Here is a 19,797-nt window from a genome sequence, read left to right on the forward strand (position 1 = left end):
CCTCCCTTTTTATAAATTTAATGTGATATAAATACTGTGTTCACTTTCATTTTCTACCCCTATAAAATTCAATGTTTCTATAGTTGATTGATGTCCTAAATATTTTTGAATAATCACTATTGGTATTCCCTTTTGATATGCGTGGAAAGCAAATGTCTTACGGAGTGTCGTTAAACCAACATGCTCAATGTTAGCTTCTTTTGCAGCCTTATGTATAATTCTATACGCTTGTTGTCTAGAAAGTACTTGATTTGTTCGTAATGATTGGAATAGAAAATCTTCATTTGATAAATTTTTCTGCTTAATATAATGCAGTAATTCCTTCGATAATGATTCTGGTAATTTTATTTTAATTAAGGAATGATAATGTACTTTACACAATTCCGATAGTCTACAATTATCAATAAGAACATTTACTTGTTCAACTGTGAGTGCTAATAAGTCAGACATTTTTAATCCACTATGTATAGCTAGCTTAAAAAATAAATAATCCCGTTCTGACTTATGTTTGAGTACTTGATACATTTTGATAATATCTTCATTTTTCTTTATCGCTTCTACTTTATTCATTGTTGCCTCCTCACTTGAAGTGTCTTAATCATAAACAAATGATATTTTAGTCACATATATCTATTTCCTTTTTTATAGATTTTAAACATAAATAAAATAATTAACCCTTTTTAAAACGCATTTCGATATATAAAGTGAAAGGAGGTATAAAAATGAATAAAACCAATCGCATTACAGTTGTCTTATCAATGTCAACAACGGACGCAAATGGCAAACAAATAGAATATAAACGTCGATTTGCCAACATTAGCCCTGAGTCAACAAATGAGCAAATCAAAGCATTTAGCAAAATCATCGAAAGACTTACTGGAGAATCTTACAGTAATATCGAAGTTATCAAATCTTTCTCAATTTAACTAGGAGGTGTCATTAATGACCAAAACACTTGAATTAAGTTTTAAATCTGCATCTGACAAACCAGTCAAATTGCTATTACCACAATTAAATAATCTCGTAACAGAGCAAATTGCACGAGATAATATGAACGCTTTAGTAAGTTTAAATATATTACAATCTAATAGTGGTTCAATTACAAAAGTACATGCTGCTCAAATTGTTGATAAAACAACAACTGTATTATTTGAAGAAAAGAAATAGCACTTTGATGACATAATGATATAAATGGTCATAATAACACCGCAGATTTTCATAATGAAAGTCTGCGGTGTTCTTTGATATCATTAATTTAACTCTTAAAACATAGTTGTATATTCTAACATTAATGGTAAGGTATTCTTATCGTTCATTTATAAAATAGAAAGCGTGGTTTATCAAATATGCTCTTACTTTATTTTTTAGGCATTATTGTTGGAATGCTTATCCCTATTCAAACATCAGTTAATTCGAGATTATCTCTTTATACTAAATCACCTTTCTATACTTCATTAATTTCATTTTCAGTTGGGACATTGTGTTTAGTCATTTTAAATATTGTAATTAATCCAGAAGTATTTACGACTCATTTTTATAGTAATCAAACGTTTAATTACACATGGATCGTTGGCGGGATATTAGGCGTTAGTTTTTTAACTGGAAATTTATTATTATTACCGAGATTAGGTGCAACATTAACTGTTATTGCCACTGTAGCAGGCCAAATTATAATGGGTGTCCTTATTGATACCTTTGGCTTATTCGGTGCTTCTATTCATGAATTTAATTTAATAAAAGCATTTGGAGTATTATTGTTACTTTTCGGGATAATATTAATGAACCAATTTAATAAAAAAAACTTATTATTAGTAAACCAAAATCATATAATATTATGGTTAGTTCTCGGCTTTATATTCGGATTCCTACCACCGATTCAAACAGCCATTAATAGTACCCTTGCCTACAATACGCATTCACCAACATTCGCTTCACTCGTTTCTTTTTCAATCGGGACGATAACGTTATTTATTTTAACAATAATTTTTAATCGCTCATTAAAAATAACTACAAAACATGAACAAATTGGAAATTTGAAACTCATTTATTTCGTCGGTGGAGTTCTTGGAATGGCATTTGTAACAGCTAATATTATATTGATGCCCCACCTAGGCGCAGCATTGACTACAATGATTGGTATGTTCGGACAAATTCTAATGGGTATATTGATTGATTATTTTGGATTATTTGGTTCACCCAAAATAAATATGACATTAAAAAAATCGATTGGTTTGTTAAGTATCATATCCGGTATTATACTTTTGAGATTATTTTAAAATTTAGTCTAGTTTATCATTTTAACTTGTAATTTTTTCTAAAAATGATAAGCTATTTTTTTGTGCTCTAAAAATGTTTGAATAAGCTATGATTCTAAATCAAATGATATGTAACAACTATTATTAATTTGTAGATTTTAATAGACAACTCATTCTTTAGTCCTAAATTTATGTTATTTTGCAATAATGTGAACCATATTAATAGCAAAATTTATGTTATTCGTGCTAATATTTCATAGTTGGTTATTCAATTAATTAAAAATAAGTCAAAATATGCAACAATTTATAATTCATTGAGTCGAAATTATAAATTGAAGATGTTCTTAACATTTATAATTATCGTACTATCTACTATTGATTCCTAAGTATCAATCGGATTACCAATTAGTTACTTTAACGTGCTATAGTTTGATTTTTTGATGAAAATTAAAGCGTTTTCTTTTAAATTGAACTACTATGGGAATTACTAAATTAAAAAAATTATAATAAATTTTCTTTTTTAGTGATAAAAGTTTGAAAAATGGGTATAAATAGTAGAAGAAGTTAACTTGAAAGAAAGATTCTATAACAAGAGATTACTTAGATTCACATTGAGTATTGGAACATTTAATTGCGCTAAATCGTTTCATTAAAAAAATAACCTTTTCAAGCTTATTAAATTAAGGCAAATTTTAAAAAAAGGTGATATTTTTGACTGTACAAATTGCTACCTCAAAAATACAATCAATGTATCTAATGAATAATTTGTTTTATAAACACTTTTTTGTTTACTTCTCATTTTTAATTAGTTATAATTAACTAAATAATAGAGCATTAAATATATTTAATAAAACTTATTTAATGTAAAATTATGACTAACATATCTATAATAAATAAAGATTAGATATCAATATATCGGGCAAATGTATCGAGCAAGATGCATCAAATAGGGAGGTTTTAAACATGGCAATTACAAAAATTAATGATTGCTTTGAGTTATTATCAATGGTAACTTATGCTGACAAATTAAAAAGTTTAATTAAAAAGGAATTTTCAATTAGCTTTGAAGAATTCGCTGTATTGACATACATCAGTGAAAACAAAGAAAAAGAATACTATCTTAAAGATATTATTAATCACTTAAACTATAAACAACCACAAGTTGTTAAAGCAGTTAAAATTTTATCACAAGAAGATTACTTCGATAAAAAACGTAATGAGCATGACGAAAGAACTGTTTTAATTCTTGTTAATGCACAACAACGTAAAAAAATCGAGTCATTATTAACTCGAGTAAATAAACGAATCACTGAAGCAAATAACGAAATTGAATTGTAATTTTGTTTAGCGCAATTTGGTGAAGTTTGATAGATGATAAATTCTATTAAACTTCCTTTTTTTATACCCTTTTTTATCTTTGAGTGGCAAAACTTTAGTAAGATTTTCATATACGCTTATAATTTAAACAAAAATATCATATTCACATATGAATACATTTTGGATAACTTGAATAAAATCCACACAACACTCTCTTTTTCTCTTAATCAACGAAAATTTTACCGCATAAAAATATCCCCCATAAATTAGATAATAATCTAACTTATGGGATACATGTCACATATCACGATATGTCTTTAATAAAATTCAAATAGTAATCTAAAAATGCTTTAGGCTCTTCAATATGTGGTGCGTGACCAGAATGCTCAAAGATTTTTTTAGTTACATTTAAAAAGTGTGATTCTAATTTAAAATGCAATTTATCTTGAATTAATGGATCATGTTCACCATTAATTAATAAAGTTGGTACGCACGTGCGCTTTTTCATATATATTGGTTCATCTTTGTGTAAAATTAATGAACGAATTGCCACCGCACTATCATCTTCAGACTTAGTACTATATATTTTTTGCTTTTGATACCATTTCATCGTATTTTCTTGATTTTTAAACAACTTTGAAAACAATAAAATATAAGCTTCTGATTTATTAAAACCAGCTACTTCATCTTGGTATTTAATTAATAACTGTGTAAAACTGTGAATCAAATCATCCTTTTTTGCAGCTATGGTGGTTAATGATTTGACACGATAGGCATATTTATCTGTAAACAGCTTAGCGACGACACCACCTAAATCATGTCCAAGTATGTGTGCCTCATGAATATTTAATTTCTCCATTAAAACTTTCAAATCCTCAACGTGATCGTTTAATTCATATGACTCACTTTTAGAAGACTTACCGTGACCTCTTAAATCATAACTAATAACTTTAAATGATGTTGCAAGTTGATGTTGTAAATCTTCAAATCCAGCTAAATTACCATCTAAACCATGTAACAAAATAATTGGTTCCCCTTTACCCTTCATTTGATAAGTTAATTGGATTTGAGGATTAATAGTGACTTTATTCATTGTGACACCTCCCTCAATAAACTATATACCCAACCTGCTTTCTAAATACGCTTTCATTTTATAAACAATTTTTTTAAATTATTTATAAATTTCTAAATACTACTCCACTATTAAAAAAACTATTCATCTAAATTTATACATTAAATCAGACGAATAGTTAATTAATATTTATACTCTTGTACGTGAAGATAAACGAATTGTAAAATAAATAACTAGAATAACTAGTAAGATCCATATTATGAGTGAAAAAACTTGTGCAGTTTGCGGATTATGAATCATTGCATCAATCGTTTTTTGACAGAAAAGTAATCCGATTCCTGAAAATTCAAGGTGTTTATAAAAAATACCGACAATTACTAAAATAATACCAACAAAAAAGAAAAATTGATGTCCAAAATTAGTAATTGGTATAACTCCCCATGCAACATTAAACGCTTGTAGTACAATTAGAAATAATGAAATAATAGCGATTACTGTTCCCATGATCATTTCTAATTTATTACTACGCAAATAGTTCTTTTTCGATACCCTTAAACAAACAACGATTGTCATCGGAAAAATAATTAAACAATAAAATAAACTCATACCTGTTATGGCTTGAAATTGCACATATTGCTTATCATATAAATATGAAATAAGGATAAAGTTAAGGATAAAGAATATAACTGGATTCAACTGTAGTGCAAATAAATTTCTTTGAATCATTAATATTATTTGAGCCGGTGATTTACCCTTATATTCTATATAATCTTGATCTTGCTTTTCAGAATTTTTAATATCTGTATTTACTTTCTCTTTAATATCATCAATCAAATGCGGTGATAAACCCTTATGATTAAAGTAATCTTCTATATTATCTAGTAAAATTTTATCATTAATGCGCATTGGTAATACTCCTTTAAAATGAAACATCTTTATTTATTCTATCCTTTGAATATCCCCTTCGTAAAACACAAAAAATTTAGCATTCACTGTAGTATTATGACATGTAAAAAAATAACCGACAAGCATTGCGATTTAACTTGTCGGTTAAGCACGATTTATTTAATTATTATTTTTCCAGATCAATACGATATAATTTTATGTTTTTATCTTTTGGTGCTGAGGCAAATTGATAAGTCGTTTTCCCTTTTTCAATATAGCCAAAATTACCAGTAACTTTACTATATTCAGTATGTGTTACTGCTTTGCCAACATAATTTTTAACAGCTTGATATGTTGGGCCGTTTGCATCGTTATACATCATTGATACGCGTATAACTTTACCGTCATTTTTCTTACCATCAGTTGTTACTAGTAACATACCTTTGTTAGTGTGGAACTCATAATAATGTTCAGTTCCATTTTCATTGTAAGAGTACATTGGATTTTTGTACTTAGTTAAAACACCTTTAATAGATTCGCCAATTTTCACTTTTTCTAATGACTGGTCACCCTTAGTTAATTGTTTAACAGTATCAATAGAGTTGCCACTTGCTGCTTCAGCGTTAGTATTTACTAAGCCTACTCCCAATACAACAGAACATGCAATTATACTTGCCGTTAGTAGCTTTTTCATAAGCACTCTCTCCTTTTATTTATATCGTCTTGTGCTCACAACCATTATACAACAATCATTTCTAAAACAACAGTCATATTACAATTATATTACAAATAATAATCACTACTTTTATATTTCACTTATTGCCAAAAATTAAACATGCTTATTTTCATGATGTTCACTGATAAACATTGTTGCATCCTCAACAAATTTTTCTTGTTCTTCCACAAATGGGAATGCACTTGATTCCTCATATACTTTAAAATCAACATTTTGTATTAAATCAGCAACTTCTTTAGCTTCAAGTCTTGTTGTTCTTTCACCAAATTCACCTGCTACTATCATTGTAGGGACTTCAACATCACTAAAGACTTTTGAAATGCCCTGTCTTTTAAATACATCTTTAACAGCTTGTATTTCTTCTTTAGTTGAAATTTCATTTGTATCTTCAACATGTTTAAGAAATCGGTTCATTTTGCGAGGACGATAATACTTACGTTTATTTAAAAATTTATCTTGCTTTTCAGGATCCCAATTGCGAATAATATGTGCATATTTCCTAAATAAACGTTCTTCAGGTAATTCTCCTTCAATTGAAGTTGGATTTACTAAAACAAGTGACGATGTATGTTGTGGATATCGTTCTGACATATCCGCGCCTATAAAGCTAGCCATTTCATGACAAATCACTGCTACTTCGTCAATATATAAATATTTTAGTAACTCTACTATATCATCGGCAAAGTCATGTATATCAATATAACGTGGCTTATCAGAATAACCATGTCCTCTTAAATCTATTAATACAACTTGAAATGATTTTGCAAGTTCTGCTGCTAGTTTGTTAAATACTGAATAATTATCAAGCACAGTATGAATCAACACGATAGGATAACCTTCACCTAACGTACTATAATGTAATGAAGTTCCATCTTTTCTAGTAAATAGATCCATAATTTTCTCCTTTATTGTCATTTTTTATAGGTAAAATAGTTAATAATTGTTCCACTGTCGTTATTGTGAAATCCACTTCTTCTTCTAGTGGTTCAATCTCCGCATCTTCTTGCTTATACCAAACACTGACCATACCCATCGCTCTTGCTGGCGCTACATCATTCAATGCATCATCACCCACATACATAATATCTTCAGGTGAGACATCCAATTGATCAATCATATCTTCAAATATTTTAGGGTGCGGTTTACGAAATCCTACTGTTTCTGAAGTTGATAAATAATTAATAACATGCATTAGACCTAATGAATGTAAACGGAATTGTTTAATTTTTGATTTGCCATTAGCTATAACACCTATTTGAAAGCCTTCTTGAGACAACTTTTCTAACGTATATAACGTATCGTAATACGGAAATACATAACGATAAAAATGCATTTCAAAATCACTAAAGAGATCTTTCCAAGTCAATCTATCTACATGGAATCGTTTAATGATTTCTTTATATAAATCAGGTTTATCATTATCTTCATCGTCATCAAGCTCTATAAATGCCTTTTTAAAATCTGCAAGTTGAACATGGATTAAATAATCATGAAATCTTTCGTATTGTTCTTCTATAAATTTCTCCCTTGACTTAACCCTATCCAACAAAGTACCTTCTAAATCAAATACTACTGCTTTAATTTGATTCAAATCCATCGTTTATGCCCTCTTTATGTTTATAGTTAATCTTATTTTAGCAAATGTCATGTACTAGTGTAACTGTTTCGACTGAGATATTAACATGTAAAATAAAACTGGTATACCGATTAGTGCAATAATAATACTGGCTGGTATTTGTATCGGTGATAATAAATGACTTCCTATAAAATCAGCTATAACCATTGTTTGTCCACCAATGATACTATTCAAAGTTAACTGTCGTCCTAAAGTCTGTCGCCATTGCCATTTTCTAATTAACTGTGGAATAATCATGCCAATAAATCCAATAATACCAACATAAGCAACATTAATTGCGGTCATCATTGAAGCTAAACATAACGCTATAAATGTAATACTTTGTACATTTAAACCTAATGACTGGCTTTTCAACTCTCCTAATTGTAGTAATTTAAGCTGATTGAGTATTAAAATAATGCCACATAGTCCTACTATAAATACAATTGTAATCACTGATACATTTGAATATTCAGCATCACCAAAACCACCAAATAAATAATTGGCAATCGTATTTAATTGTCGTGGTTTTAATAAAATTAGAAAATACAGTAAAGAATTAAATAAAGCACCAATCATTAATCCGCATAATATTAGTATTCTTATCGGATACCCACGGCTTAATATTGAAGTTATGAAAAGGACGATAAATAATGTCATAAAGCTAAATACTACAGAAAATATGGGAATCCATAATGCAGTTAATCCTAGGAATAGTGCCAACCCTGAACCAAATGTTGCACCACTTGCTAAACCTAACGTAAAACTATCAGCTAACGCATTATTTAATACTGTTTGAAAAATTAATCCTGAAACTGTTAATATCATACCTGTTAACAATGCCTCGACAAGCCTTGGCAATCTCACATTCATTAATATGGATTGATTAAATGGGTCATTGATATTGCCTAATTGCCAAAACAAATATATGCCCGATGTTACAATTAATATAACAATCCAACTTAATATAGTTTTATAAAATGTCATAGTATACCCTTTTCTTTAATAGATAATTACATACATTATAGCAATCACTCACAAACGTTTCTATGTATGGTGAAAATATATTTTAAAATCCCTTATAACTATACACAAGCGATTTTATGTAGCTATAAGGGATTCTTAATTATGTTTTATTTTCTATAGATTGCATCTCTTAATTCTTTTAAACCTTCATCTATACGCGGACCTGGTCTTGATACTTCATTGCCATTTACAACTTCGATACGTGTGTTTTTGGCAGCATTAATTTTATTGAAGCCACCTCTTTTTTTGATGGTATCCATATAATCTGATCTTGTCTTAGCTTCAGTCGAAATTAATATGTCTGGATTCTTTTTAATAATGCTTTCCTTCGTTACAGGATTCCAACCATTAATGTCACTATAAACATTTTGAGCTTCTAGTTTTTCTAACATATCATTAAAAAATGTATGCTTCCCTGCTGTATATATTTCAGGCTTTGATGAAACTTCAATAAATACTTTAGACTTTTTATGATGTGCTGGAATCGAGTCAATTATTTTTGCAACATTATCTTTAGTTTCCTCGACAAGCTGTTCAGCCTGTTTGTCACGATTAGTTAATTTACCAATTTGTTTAAACGTATTATATGTTTCATTAATCGATTGAGCATCTTTTACATAAACAACTTTAATACCTTGCTTTTCTAATGATGATAATACTTTATTGGCAGTTGCTTTTTGCGACTCATGCGCAAGAATTAAATCTGGCTTTGCCTTTAAAAGGTCTTCTTTATTAAGATTCAAGGCATCAAATTGTTTTTTACCATTTTTAACATCTTTCGGATAATCGTCAACAGTAGATACACCTACTATGTAGTTACCCAATCCTAGTTCATACAAAATTTCTGTATTACTAGGTATTAACGATACAATTCTATGATAAGGCGTTTTAGACGCATCCCTCTTATCACTTACATGTTTGTCATTATTATTACCACAAGCACTCAAAACAAGTACTAATATTAATATAAAAGCAATTAACGATTTCTTCACACTATCACATCTCCTTTTTAGAGCCCCTTATTAATTTATTAATTAGGGGCTCTTATGCAGCTGGTGCGTTAGCAAGCAACTGTAATCCTTTTTAATCCCACTTTTCGCTTTAGCGATTAGAGGGATTTATGCAGTTGTGCTCAAGCATCCAACTGTGTTCCTCTTCACCTTTAGCGATTAGAGGCTTTTATGCAGTTGTGTAGTAGCACCAACTGTAGTACTTTATTCACATCTATTTATTATATAAGTCCACATACTAAAAGAAAATAGTAAATTATTGTTTATATTTCATATTTACACAAGCAACTAACTTCACAGCGTTTAATTTTTAAAATAAGGTTCTAAAAAGTCATAATTCTTTATATCTTTATCCCTAAAGTAATACTTGCCAAATACATCTAACAGAGCATGAAACTCCTTAGCATCTTGATTGGTAAAATGATTTGGTAATGTGACTGCCTTTTTAAATTGATTATAACTTTTAGTGTTTTCATATCCTAACTTATCATATATTTTTCTTGTGTAGCTATCTGGAATAAATTCAATACGTCCGAATATATAGACAAGTAAAACATCTGCTGTTTCACTTCCAATACCTTTCAAAGATAATAATTCACTTCTTAATTTACCTTTATACCGCTCATTAATCTCTTGATAATTAAAATGATGTCGTGATAACCATGTTAATAATGTTTTAATCGTAAATGATTTACTTTTATAAAAGCCACTTGAACGAATCAATGTTTGTAACGTTTCAATATGTAGTTCTAATATATGTTTTGGATTAAATTGTGTTTGCTCTTTAATTTGATTTAATGCTATTTCAGCATTTCGCCATCTTGTATTTTGAACTAAGATTGCGCCTAACATCATTTCAATATCATTATCAGCAGGCCACCAATTTTGAGGCCCCATATGCCTATATAACAATTTATACAATTCATCAGTTCCTAACATATACATCCTCCCTTTTAGAGCCCCTTGAGCTTTAGCGATTAGGGGCTCTTATGCAGTTGCGTTACCAACTGTATTCTTTAACCCCCTTGAGCTTTAGCGATTAGGGGCTCTTATGCAGTTGCTGCGCAAGCAAGCCAACTGTATTCTTTAACCCCCTTGAGCTTTAGCGATTAGGGGTGCTTATGCAGTTGTGCGTTTGCAAACCAACTGCGTTCCTCTTAACCTTTTTCACAAATCGCTTTTTCAACAAACGACCTACTTCAACCTAAAAAAAAACCCCAACACAAAGTATCTTTCGAGAAACTCTACGCTGGGGTGTATATAAATGTTCTTACATTGATTCAGGTGCGCTTACGCCAACCATTGCCAATGCATTTTTCAATGTAATTCTGACTGCTTCAATCATAGCAACATGTGCTTTTGTTTTTTCAATATCATCAGTTAATACTTTTTCAGCATTATAGAATTTATGGAAATGAGAAGCTAAATCTTGAATATAATTAGTAATTCTATGTGCTGATCTATGCTCAGCAGCACTTTCAATTGTAGGTTCGAAATCAGCTACTTTTTTCAACAATTCAATCGCTTTTTCATTTGTAATCGTTGTAAAATCATTCGTAGCAGCAACTTCAATTCCTTGCTCTTTCGCTTGTTTTAAAATTGAACAAATACGCGCATGTGCATATTGAGCATAGTAAACTGGATTGTCTTGAGATTGCTCTTTCGCTAATTCCATATCAAAATCAAAGTGACTATCAGGACTACGCATAGTTAAGAAATAACGTGCAGCGTCAACGCCAACTTCGTCCATAATTTCTCTTAATGTAATCGCATTACCAGTACGTTTACTCATCTTCACTTCTTTACCATTTTCCATTAAACGAACCATTTGCATGATTTGAATTTCTAAACGATTACTATCTACACCAAACGTTTCAAGAGATGCTTTCAAACGATTAATATAACCATGATGATCAGCACCAAATAAATCGATTAAAATGTCATTACCACGTTTAACTTTATCGAAGTGGTACGCAATATCTGGTAAGAAATACGTATATGTACCGTCATTTTTAATTAATACTCTATCTTTGTCATCTTTAAAATCCGTTGTACGTAACCATGTAGCACCATCAGCTTCATACGTATAACCTAATTCTTTCATTTTAGCTAAAACTTCAAGAATTTCACCTTTTTCATATAAAGATGTTTCACTAAACCAATTATCAAAATGCGTATTGAACTCTGTTAAATCATTTTTCAGTTTAGCCATTTCGTATTCTACGCCTAATTTTCTAAATTCTTTCAAACGTGCTTCTTCAGAATAATCTTTAATTTCAGGGTGTTTCTCTGCTAAATCTTTACCTATTTCAATAATATCTTTACCATTATAGCCATCTTCTGGCATTGAATAACTATTGTCACCTAAAGCTTCAAAGAAACGTGTTTCAATTGAACGCGCTAAGTTAGTAATTTGATTACCAGCATCATTAATATAATATTCACGTGTTACATTATAGCCAGCTGCAGTTAAAATATTAGCTAAAGCATCACCAACTGCTGCATTCCGAGCATGACCAATATGTAAATCTCCTGTAGGGTTAGCTGAAACATACTCAAGCAATACATTTTGACCTTTTGATTCATTTACATGTCCAAATTGGTCACCTTTTTCAATTGCTTCAGGAATAATTGCTGTTAAATACTGATTATCTAAGTAAAAATTAATGAATCCTGGACCAGCAATGTCAATTTGTTTTACATGTGCTTTTTCAGTATCTAAGTTATCAACAATCGCTTGAGCAATTTCACGAGGATTACGCTTTGCAATCTTAGTCAGTACCATCGCAATATTAGTAGCATAATCTCCATTTTTTGTATCTTTAGGAACTTCAATTTTAATATCAGGAATCTCTTCTGCTAATCCTGCTTTGTTAATACTTGCTGCAATTTCTTCTACTAATGTTTGTTTCACTTGATCAATAATATTCATTCGCCTATCTCCTTATAGTTAATTTCATATTGATAAGAACCCATTTTTTCATTATCTTGATATAATTCATAATGAATCTTTAGCTTGCCACCGTCTCCACTTACGAAATGTAAAATGCGTAATGTTTTAACTTCTAGTGGAATTCGTCCAGCCGATATATCGTAAAAAGTTGTTGTCGTTTGTCCTTCAATAAAATGCAAATTCATATTAATGTCGCCCTTACGAATCAACTTAACGCTATCATCATCCACTTTTATTGTAACATTAACTGTTGCATCCTCAATTTGTTCTACATACCGAATAAAATTAGATTGTCTTTGTTGCCAAGTACCTTCAGTAGTAAATTCAAATTTTTCTTTTTCGTTGTGCTGTTTCAACACTTGCTTTGTTTGAATGCTTACTTTTTTATCCAATTTACTACTCACCTTAATCTTCGCATAATAGAAATATTATAGCATAAAATAAGGTCATCTTGTTATGCCTTCTTAAAGCTAAATAAGTTCAATTAATTAACAATTCCATTCTTAATCAACGCTTCATATATGTAAGCCATTTGATAATATTCAAACAACATCTCAAAACCAAAAAACACGAGATTTTCACTATCTTTCATGAAAACCTCGTGTTTGATTATAATGATAGTGTTCAGTGCACTACCTTCTTTATCTATAAAGTCATTTGATATTTTTAAAATTTAATAACCATTCTACCAGTTATCGTACCATTTTCCATTTCTTCAAAAATATCATTGATTTCTTCTAATTTTCTTAATTGAACTTTAGGTGTTACTTTATTTTCAGAAGCAAATTCAAACGCTTCACGCAAGTCTTGTCTTGTACCAACAAGTGAACCTACTACTTCAATACCATCAAGTACTAATCTTGGGATATCTAAGTTCATTTTATCAACAGGTAAACCAACGGCAACAACTCTTGCACCAGCTTTTACAACATCAACCGCTTGGTTAAATGGCGTCTTAGCAACTGAAGTTACTACTGTTGCATCTAGCCCTTTGTTATCAGTTAATTTCATAACTTCTGCAACTGGATCAACATTTTTAGAATTAATAATAGCATCTGCACCTAATTCTTTCGCGAATGCTAACTTATCATCATTGATGTCGAAGGCAACAATTTTAGCCCCCATAACGTTTTTAGCATATTGTAAAGCTAGGTTACCTAAACCACCTATACCAAAAACACCTAACCATTGTCCAGGTTTTACATTACTTACTTTTACAGCTTTATAAGTTGTCACACCTGCGCATGTAATAGAAGACGCTGCTGCTGGATCTAATTTTTCAGGCACTTTCACAGCATAGTCTGCAGTAACAATAACTTGTTCAGCCATTGCACCATCTACTGTATAACCAGCATTTTTTACACTACGGCAAAGAGTTTCGCGACCTGTTGTACAATATTCACATCTTCCACAGCTTTCGAACATCCAAGCGATAGACACACGGTCTCCAATTTTTAATGATTCTACATCTTCTGCAACTTCGATGACTTTACCAATACCTTCATGACCTAAAGTAACGCCAGTAACATCACCAAAATCGGCATTCTTAACATGTAAATCAGTATGACAAACGCCACAATATTCCGTTTGTACTAATGCTTCACCAGGTTTTAAAGCTCTTAACTTTTTGTCCTCAATACTTACTTTGTGATCTTTCGTTACAACTGCTGCTCTCATAATAATGTCCTCCTTATAGTCAATCCAGTAGGTATGATATTAATTGTCGATTGCTTTCAAAAAATGAAAACGAATAATTATAGATAAATTTTTATTTGTAATAGACGCCAGATTAAAACATACTACTGTGACCTTGTTTTTAGTTAGATATCAACCGTAAACTTTTAACGTTTCCCTAGTTAATATGTTAAAAGAAATGACATAATCGATATGCTAACGTGTAATTTTTACTTCACATATATTTATTTAAAGATAAAGTTTATTAATCTTATCTTCATTTCTATTATAATGTGAATTAATTCACAAAGTATATAGCTATAATCAAAAAATTGTGTCAGTTATTCAAAATTTTTATTAACTACAGATTAATTTAATTTCAAAAAAATTAAAAAAATCCCCAATCAATCTAAGACTTCATTTTCACCTCACGATTTACATCGTCAATGAGAAATGAATCATATCTTTATAGATTAATTGGGAAATTTTAGTTTCTAATATTTAATTAAATGCTTGATGTAAAGCATCAGAAGAATGCTTCCACATACCTTCATCATGGTTCATTAAAAAGTCTTTTAAAATAGCTTTATTCTCGTCACCAATTTGATCAATGATAATATGATGTTTCATTGATTTATCCATCATATTAACATGTTCAGGCATACTTTTATAACCACGACGAATTGCTTTATTCACTAATAAATAGCACGCTGTTAAACCAGCATAATATGGTCCTTGTTCATTACGTTCTGTTGTTACCCAACACAACCAATATTCTTTAGCTTCATCGCCTTCAACAGCAGCTTTATCAGTAATCCATTTCACACCTTTTTCAACTTTGGCACGAGCATGCATGCCTCCAATATCAATAAATGCTTCTTTGTTAGCAACATCGATAAAAACTGGTGCAATATTGTCTAAGCTAATTGAACCAATATTTGTACCTTTATGACCATCTAGAGGGTCATTTTTTATGATATTAAAATTAAAGCCTTTTTTCTCAGACAATGATATAACCTCCATATTTAACGATAACAATTTTAGCCCTGTTTAATTAAGCTCATTAATCAAATTTTCAATAGCTTCTCTAATTGTCTTATCTTTAATCTTTGCAACCATTTCTCTAGGATAATATAATTTATAGTCTTGGCGATTAATGCCTGTAATACTATGAATGACTAAAGATTGATTGCTTATTTCTCTAATCGTACCATCTTGTCTTAATAAATGAATCGGTTTGCGATTTGACCCCGGTCGATCATAGTCATATGGTAAATCCGAAAATGCTTCACTCACAAAATAATAATCTGGATTAATACCACCTGCTTCAAACAGTTCTTGCAGTTCTGATATTGTAATAATTGAGCCATCAAATGGAATATATTTAAATAAGTCTCGATTAATAAATCGACTTGCTAAATCACTTAAAATGGCATCATCTTCTTTTGTCCATTTTTCCAAATAATACGTAACTACCGCTTCATCGAGTTCAACATATTGTTCAATCGTAACTGTCTCTTCAAAAAATGGAATAAAATCATGTGGATGCAACTTAAATTCATAGCCTTCATTATAAAGCTGTTTTGCGCGTTTCAAACAATTATTAAGCAGCACTTCTCCACCACGACTAACTGGGTGGAAATAAATCTGCCAATACATTTGATAACGACTCATAATAAAGTTTTCAACTGCATGCATACCACTTTCTTTGATTAGTACTTCATCTTTAGAAGGTCGCATTAATCTTAAAATACGTTCCATATCAAAAGCACCATATGATACACCTGTGAAATACGCATCACGTTGTAAATAATCCATTCTATCCGCATCGATTTGTGACGAAATCATCGAAATGACCAATTTATTATGATGCGTTTTATTAATTACTTCCGCAACTTCTCTTGGAAACTCAGGCGATACTTTACGTAATACAGCATTCACCTCAGTATCTCCAGTAATAATCGCTTGTGTGTATGCTTCATGGTCTGTATTAAATATTTTTTCAAAACTATGCGAAAATGGACCATGTCCTAAATCATGTAATAATGCAGCACATAATGCCAACGGTCTATCTTTATTGTCCCATGCATCATGACCAATAAATGACTCATCAATTAATCGTCTAACTATTTCATACACACCTAAAGAATGTCCAAAGCGACTATGTTCTGCTGTATGAAAAGATAGGTACAGTGTTCCTAGTTGTCTAATTCGACGTAACCTTTGGAATTCCTTAGTTTTAACTAAATCCCATATCAATTGATCTTCAACATGAATATATCGATGTATCGGGTCTTTAAAAACTTTTTCTTCTACTAATTTTAAATCTACATATGCGTTAGTCATTATTCCCCTCCTTTTCGTTTAATATAATATTTAATTTACTTAAAATGCTTTGTACATAAGTGCTAAGTCTAACTTTTCGCCATACATTTCTGGCTGATAAGAGCGTAAGATTGTAAAACCTTGCTCTTTATAGTAAGCTACTGCTTCTTCATTTTTATTATCTACTTCTAAGTAAACACCTTCAAATTTATCTTCAAAACGTGATAATCCTTCATTTAACAATGCTGTACCGTAACCTGTATGTTGCGATTCTGGTTTAACATAATGAGCTGATAAATATAATTCTTCACCGTAAATAAAGTTAGCAAAGCCAACGATGTCATTACCTTCTTCAACGACTAAGAATAATTGTTCTTGAAGTCTTTTCTTTAAATGATGTTCATTATATGAAGCTTCTAACAAGTGATTAACTGTTGTCGCAGCGTATATATTTAAGTATGTATTAAACCAAGCTTTAGTTGCGACATCTCTAATTTGAACAACATCTTTTTCAGTTGCTTGTCTTACCTTGAACATGACTTTCTCCCCTTATTAACAAGTTTTAATAACGGCATTATACCACAACTTGCTCAATACTTAATAAACAATGATTGTCTATTCAATTTATATATTTATATTTTCCGTTAAAATTTAAAATAAAAAATAACGAAGCAAAAAATCACTTCGTTTAGTATGAGGTATGTCTTATTGCAATATACTATTCCACTCAGTTGCACGTGCTAAGGCATAGTTGTCTTTCATGATGTCACCAGGCTTTTCAGCAGTTCCAATAATATAACCATTTAAAGTGGCACCTAAAAAGTCTAAACTATATTTCATTTGCGTAATTGCTGGCTTCGCTTTTATTTTTGGGCAATCTCCACCAACTAAAATAACTCTAAAATCCTTTTCGGCCATTTGTTCCTTAAAATTAGGGTATCGTTTATCTTGTAATGTTTCTGACCAATGTTCGATAAATGCTTTCAATGGTGCTGAAATGCTATACCAATACACTGGTGAAGCAAAAATAATTGTATCACTAGCCAATATTTTATCTAGAATCGGCAAATAGTCATCGTCATATGAATTAATAGTCTCTGCTGTATGTCTCACGTCACGTATCGGTTTAAACTGATGTTGTGTCACGTCAATCCATTGATACTCTAAATCTTGCAAAGCGAATTTTGTTAATTGTGCAGTATTACCGTTTGGTCTACTCCCACCAAACAAAACAGTAATCATTTTAGCCTAACCTCACTTTTGATTAATAAATATCTGTGTTTTTCGTTACCTAATTATACTATCATAAGCTTTGCCTACCGGATAGTAAAACGCTTACAACTTTTATATAAATTTGACGAAATTTCGTCATGCCTTATATAACCTCGTTTTTGATACGTGGCTAATTCATGATGAATTAGATACATATGTCACCATTAAATACAATTCATTTAGTCTTCAATTGGAAACAGTTCATCGATATATTGAATCTCATCATCTGATAAAACGATATCTGCAGCTTCAATATTTTCTATGACTTGTTCTGCACGTTTTGCGCCAGGAATAATCACATCGATAGCTGGTCTCGTTAAATAAAATGCTAATACAATGTTCGCAATTGAAGTTTGATGTGCTGCAGCTATGCTTTCCAAAGCTTTTACGCGACGCACACTTTCTTCAAATACACCTGGTTTAAAATCACGACGTGTAGTACGATGGTCACTAAATTTAGTGTTCTCATCATATCTTCCAGCTAAAATACCGGATGCTAATGGGAAATATGGAATAAATGTGATTTGGTGATCAACACAATATTGTAATACTGCCTCATTTTCGCGATGCAATAAATTATATTCTAACTGTACAACATCAACGTAACCATCTTTATTTGCTTCTTTAAGTTGATCTAATGTGAAATTTGATACACCAATGGCTTTAATCTTCCCTTGTTCCTTAAGCTCTTGTAATGCTGCAACTGCTTGATCTTTCGGAGTGTTGTCATCCGGAAAATGAATATAATATAAATCGATATAATCAGTTTGTAGACGTTTCAAACTATTCTCAACTTGTTGTTTTAAATATTCAGGTTGATTGTTCTGATGTACTTCTTGATTTTCATCAAATTCATGAGACCCTTTTGTAGCAATTTTAATTTGCTCTCGCGGATATTCTTTAACAACTTCTCCAACCAATTCTTCTGATCGTTCTGGCCCATAAATATATGCCGTATCTAATAAATTAATACCATGATTAATGGCTTGACGAACAACATCTTTTCCTTGTTCTTCATCTAAGTTCGGATATAAATTATGCCCACCTACTGCGTTCGTCCCAAGTGCGATTGGAAACACTTCAACATCAGATTTACCTAAGTTTACAAATTGCTTCATTAGACCCAGCTCCTTATCTTTATAACTTTTCCACTATCACACTACCATGATTTAATACAACTTCCAAATGTTAGAATTAGGGTTTGAATTTAGGCGGTGTTTTAGAAAAACGTTATGTAGAACTCAGTTAAAATAAGTATTGTTTAAGTTGATATTCACATAGCACGATTGCTCGTTAGCCTTTAAATTACATGTACTTTTGTATCAGAAATTGAAAAACATTTAAGAACGACAACATTAAAGCCATTACAAATTCAATTTGGTAATTTCTATTGGTTTTTAAGTATGACATAAATGTTTTTATCTATAATTAAAGCTATATTCACTAGAAAAAAACCCATTAAAACTGCAATCCAAGCAAAATATACTATTATATTTTGGTAACTCATTGATAATAGAGCATTTAGGAATAGCATAGTCAATCCGCCAAATAAAACATATCCAAATAATGTGAAACAAACATTTTTTAGTGTAGGTATTAAAAAAATTTTTGACCTTTTATTTTTAGTATTATAAATATTTAAAGATGATTTTTTAAT

22 protein-coding genes and 1 pseudogene are annotated in these 19,797 nt (G+C 30.6%); 4 read left to right on the top strand and 19 right to left on the bottom strand.

Annotated features, from left to right (window positions below):
* Positions 1-9 precede the first annotated feature (9 nt).
* Positions 10-570, bottom strand: coding sequence for a tyrosine-type recombinase/integrase (locus CD116_RS11870; protein ID WP_047427647.1), 561 nt, complete (start codon positions 568-570; stop codon positions 10-12).
* A gap of 152 nt (positions 571-722) precedes the next feature.
* Between CD116_RS11870 and sroA the strand changes: the two genes are divergently transcribed.
* The 4 genes from sroA to sarA all read left to right on the top strand — a co-directional run bounded on the left by sroA (position 723) and on the right by sarA (position 3,593).
* On the top strand, positions 723-926 hold the full coding sequence (sroA, locus tag CD116_RS11875) for a sigS mRNA-stabilizing protein SroA (RefSeq protein WP_047427648.1): 204 nt from the start codon (positions 723-725) through the stop codon (positions 924-926).
* A gap of 16 nt (positions 927-942) precedes the next feature.
* Positions 943-1,167 (top strand): DUF2922 domain-containing protein, encoded by a 225-nt coding sequence (locus CD116_RS11880; RefSeq protein ID WP_047427651.1) that lies wholly within the window; start codon positions 943-945, stop codon positions 1,165-1,167.
* Between the two features lie 179 nt (positions 1,168-1,346).
* Complete coding sequence (locus tag CD116_RS11885; RefSeq protein WP_047550064.1) at positions 1,347-2,276, top strand: DMT family transporter; 930 nt, start codon at positions 1,347-1,349, stop codon at positions 2,274-2,276.
* A 942-nt stretch (positions 2,277-3,218) separates the two neighbouring features.
* Positions 3,219-3,593: a global transcriptional regulator SarA gene (gene sarA, locus CD116_RS11890; protein ID WP_001018678.1), complete on the top strand. Its 375-nt coding sequence runs from the start codon at positions 3,219-3,221 to the stop codon at positions 3,591-3,593.
* 283 nt (positions 3,594-3,876) lie between these two features.
* On the opposite strand, the gene CD116_RS11895 is transcribed toward sarA, so the two are convergent.
* From CD116_RS11895 to CD116_RS14000, 18 genes and pseudogenes are all read right to left on the bottom strand, one after another.
* The gene (locus tag CD116_RS11895) at positions 3,877-4,665 is read right to left on the bottom strand and encodes an alpha/beta fold hydrolase (RefSeq protein WP_047530254.1); all 789 of its coding nucleotides are present in this window, start codon (positions 4,663-4,665) and stop codon (positions 3,877-3,879) included.
* A 168-nt stretch (positions 4,666-4,833) separates the two neighbouring features.
* Positions 4,834-5,550, bottom strand: coding sequence for a hypothetical protein (locus tag CD116_RS11900; protein ID WP_047427660.1), 717 nt, complete (start codon positions 5,548-5,550; stop codon positions 4,834-4,836).
* A gap of 166 nt (positions 5,551-5,716) precedes the next feature.
* The gene (locus CD116_RS11905) at positions 5,717-6,223 is read right to left on the bottom strand and encodes an SA0570 family protein (RefSeq protein WP_047427663.1); all 507 of its coding nucleotides are present in this window, start codon (positions 6,221-6,223) and stop codon (positions 5,717-5,719) included.
* A gap of 135 nt (positions 6,224-6,358) precedes the next feature.
* Positions 6,359-7,159: an alpha/beta fold hydrolase gene (locus CD116_RS11910; protein ID WP_047427666.1), complete on the bottom strand. Its 801-nt coding sequence runs from the start codon at positions 7,157-7,159 to the stop codon at positions 6,359-6,361.
* Entirely contained in the window at positions 7,143-7,862 is a 720-nt protein-coding gene (locus tag CD116_RS11915; protein WP_047427668.1) for an HAD family hydrolase, read from the bottom strand. Before CD116_RS11915 ends, CD116_RS11910 begins: the two co-directional genes overlap by 17 nt.
* Positions 7,863-7,916: 54 nt before the next feature.
* Positions 7,917-8,867 (bottom strand): FecCD family ABC transporter permease, encoded by a 951-nt coding sequence (locus tag CD116_RS11920; protein WP_047550067.1) that lies wholly within the window; start codon positions 8,865-8,867, stop codon positions 7,917-7,919.
* Positions 8,868-9,013: 146 nt separating this feature from the next.
* Complete coding sequence (locus CD116_RS11925) at positions 9,014-9,898, bottom strand: ABC transporter substrate-binding protein (protein ID WP_047550070.1); 885 nt, start codon at positions 9,896-9,898, stop codon at positions 9,014-9,016.
* Positions 9,899-10,219: 321 nt separating this feature from the next.
* Positions 10,220-10,855, bottom strand: coding sequence for an endonuclease III domain-containing protein (locus CD116_RS11930; protein ID WP_047550074.1), 636 nt, complete (start codon positions 10,853-10,855; stop codon positions 10,220-10,222).
* Between the two features lie 331 nt (positions 10,856-11,186).
* Positions 11,187-12,848 carry an arginine--tRNA ligase gene (argS, locus tag CD116_RS11935; protein WP_047530237.1) on the bottom strand — a complete coding sequence of 554 codons (1,662 nt, stop codon included), beginning with the start codon at positions 12,846-12,848 and terminating at the stop codon, positions 11,187-11,189.
* A complete protein-coding gene (locus CD116_RS11940) occupies positions 12,845-13,261 on the bottom strand; it encodes a YwiB family protein (RefSeq protein WP_047530235.1) in 417 nt (138 codons plus the stop codon). The genes argS and CD116_RS11940 overlap by 4 nt, the downstream gene beginning before the upstream one ends.
* A 92-nt stretch (positions 13,262-13,353) precedes the next feature.
* The gene (locus tag CD116_RS11945) at positions 13,354-13,461 is read right to left on the bottom strand and encodes a hypothetical protein (protein WP_047427683.1); all 108 of its coding nucleotides are present in this window, start codon (positions 13,459-13,461) and stop codon (positions 13,354-13,356) included.
* Between the two features lie 74 nt (positions 13,462-13,535).
* Entirely contained in the window at positions 13,536-14,546 is a 1,011-nt protein-coding gene (adhP, locus tag CD116_RS11950; RefSeq protein WP_047449813.1) for an alcohol dehydrogenase AdhP, read from the bottom strand.
* Positions 14,547-15,044: 498 nt separating this feature from the next.
* Positions 15,045-15,566 (bottom strand): YwhD family protein, encoded by a 522-nt coding sequence (locus CD116_RS11955; protein ID WP_001788287.1) that lies wholly within the window; start codon positions 15,564-15,566, stop codon positions 15,045-15,047.
* Between the two features lie 27 nt (positions 15,567-15,593).
* Complete coding sequence (locus CD116_RS11960; protein WP_047550077.1) at positions 15,594-16,889, bottom strand: HD domain-containing protein; 1,296 nt, start codon at positions 16,887-16,889, stop codon at positions 15,594-15,596.
* Between the two features lie 39 nt (positions 16,890-16,928).
* Complete coding sequence (locus tag CD116_RS11965; protein WP_000477505.1) at positions 16,929-17,405, bottom strand: GNAT family N-acetyltransferase; 477 nt, start codon at positions 17,403-17,405, stop codon at positions 16,929-16,931.
* 168 nt (positions 17,406-17,573) lie between these two features.
* A complete protein-coding gene (locus CD116_RS11970) occupies positions 17,574-18,110 on the bottom strand; it encodes a flavodoxin family protein (RefSeq protein WP_047550080.1) in 537 nt (178 codons plus the stop codon).
* A 209-nt stretch (positions 18,111-18,319) separates the two neighbouring features.
* Positions 18,320-19,258: an aldo/keto reductase gene (locus CD116_RS11975; RefSeq protein WP_047550083.1), complete on the bottom strand. Its 939-nt coding sequence runs from the start codon at positions 19,256-19,258 to the stop codon at positions 18,320-18,322.
* A gap of 269 nt (positions 19,259-19,527) precedes the next feature.
* Positions 19,528-19,797: pseudogene (locus CD116_RS14000) on the bottom strand (DUF443 family protein); the annotation flags it as partial.

Source organism: Staphylococcus schweitzeri (genome assembly GCF_002902405.1).
In the GTDB taxonomy this organism is placed as follows: Bacteria; Bacillota; Bacilli; order Staphylococcales; family Staphylococcaceae; genus Staphylococcus; species Staphylococcus schweitzeri.

Bases quoted from the DNA above. Each gene is read 5' to 3' on its own strand.
- CD116_RS11970 (WP_047550080.1), bottom strand. From the start codon at position 18,110: ATGATTACTGTTTTGTTTGGTGGGAGTAGACCAAACGGTAATACTGCA.
- CD116_RS11910 (WP_047427666.1), bottom strand. From the start codon at position 7,159: ATGGATCTATTTACTAGAAAAGATGGAACTTCATTACATTATAGTACG.
- argS (WP_047530237.1), bottom strand. From the start codon at position 12,848: ATGAATATTATTGATCAAGTGAAACAAACATTAGTAGAAGAAATTGCA.
- sroA (WP_047427648.1), top strand. From the start codon at position 723: ATGAATAAAACCAATCGCATTACAGTTGTCTTATCAATGTCAACAACG.
- sarA (WP_001018678.1), top strand. From the start codon at position 3,219: ATGGCAATTACAAAAATTAATGATTGCTTTGAGTTATTATCAATGGTA.
- CD116_RS11955 (WP_001788287.1), bottom strand. From the start codon at position 15,566: ATGGAGGTTATATCATTGTCTGAGAAAAAAGGCTTTAATTTTAATATC.
- CD116_RS11895 (WP_047530254.1), bottom strand. From the start codon at position 4,665: ATGAATAAAGTCACTATTAATCCTCAAATCCAATTAACTTATCAAATG.
- adhP (WP_047449813.1), bottom strand. From the start codon at position 14,546: ATGAGAGCAGCAGTTGTAACGAAAGATCACAAAGTAAGTATTGAGGAC.
- CD116_RS11965 (WP_000477505.1), bottom strand. From the start codon at position 17,405: ATGTTCAAGGTAAGACAAGCAACTGAAAAAGATGTTGTTCAAATTAGA.
- CD116_RS11885 (WP_047550064.1), top strand. From the start codon at position 1,347: ATGCTCTTACTTTATTTTTTAGGCATTATTGTTGGAATGCTTATCCCT.
- CD116_RS11915 (WP_047427668.1), bottom strand. From the start codon at position 7,862: ATGGATTTGAATCAAATTAAAGCAGTAGTATTTGATTTAGAAGGTACT.
- CD116_RS11960 (WP_047550077.1), bottom strand. From the start codon at position 16,889: ATGACTAACGCATATGTAGATTTAAAATTAGTAGAAGAAAAAGTTTTT.
- CD116_RS11905 (WP_047427663.1), bottom strand. From the start codon at position 6,223: ATGAAAAAGCTACTAACGGCAAGTATAATTGCATGTTCTGTTGTATTG.
- CD116_RS11975 (WP_047550083.1), bottom strand. From the start codon at position 19,258: ATGAAGCAATTTGTAAACTTAGGTAAATCTGATGTTGAAGTGTTTCCA.
- CD116_RS11870 (WP_047427647.1), bottom strand. From the start codon at position 570: ATGAATAAAGTAGAAGCGATAAAGAAAAATGAAGATATTATCAAAATG.
- CD116_RS11930 (WP_047550074.1), bottom strand. From the start codon at position 10,855: ATGTTAGGAACTGATGAATTGTATAAATTGTTATATAGGCATATGGGG.
- CD116_RS11880 (WP_047427651.1), top strand. From the start codon at position 943: ATGACCAAAACACTTGAATTAAGTTTTAAATCTGCATCTGACAAACCA.
- CD116_RS11900 (WP_047427660.1), bottom strand. From the start codon at position 5,550: ATGCGCATTAATGATAAAATTTTACTAGATAATATAGAAGATTACTTT.
- CD116_RS11920 (WP_047550067.1), bottom strand. From the start codon at position 8,867: ATGACATTTTATAAAACTATATTAAGTTGGATTGTTATATTAATTGTA.
- CD116_RS11945 (WP_047427683.1), bottom strand. From the start codon at position 13,461: ATGAAAGATAGTGAAAATCTCGTGTTTTTTGGTTTTGAGATGTTGTTT.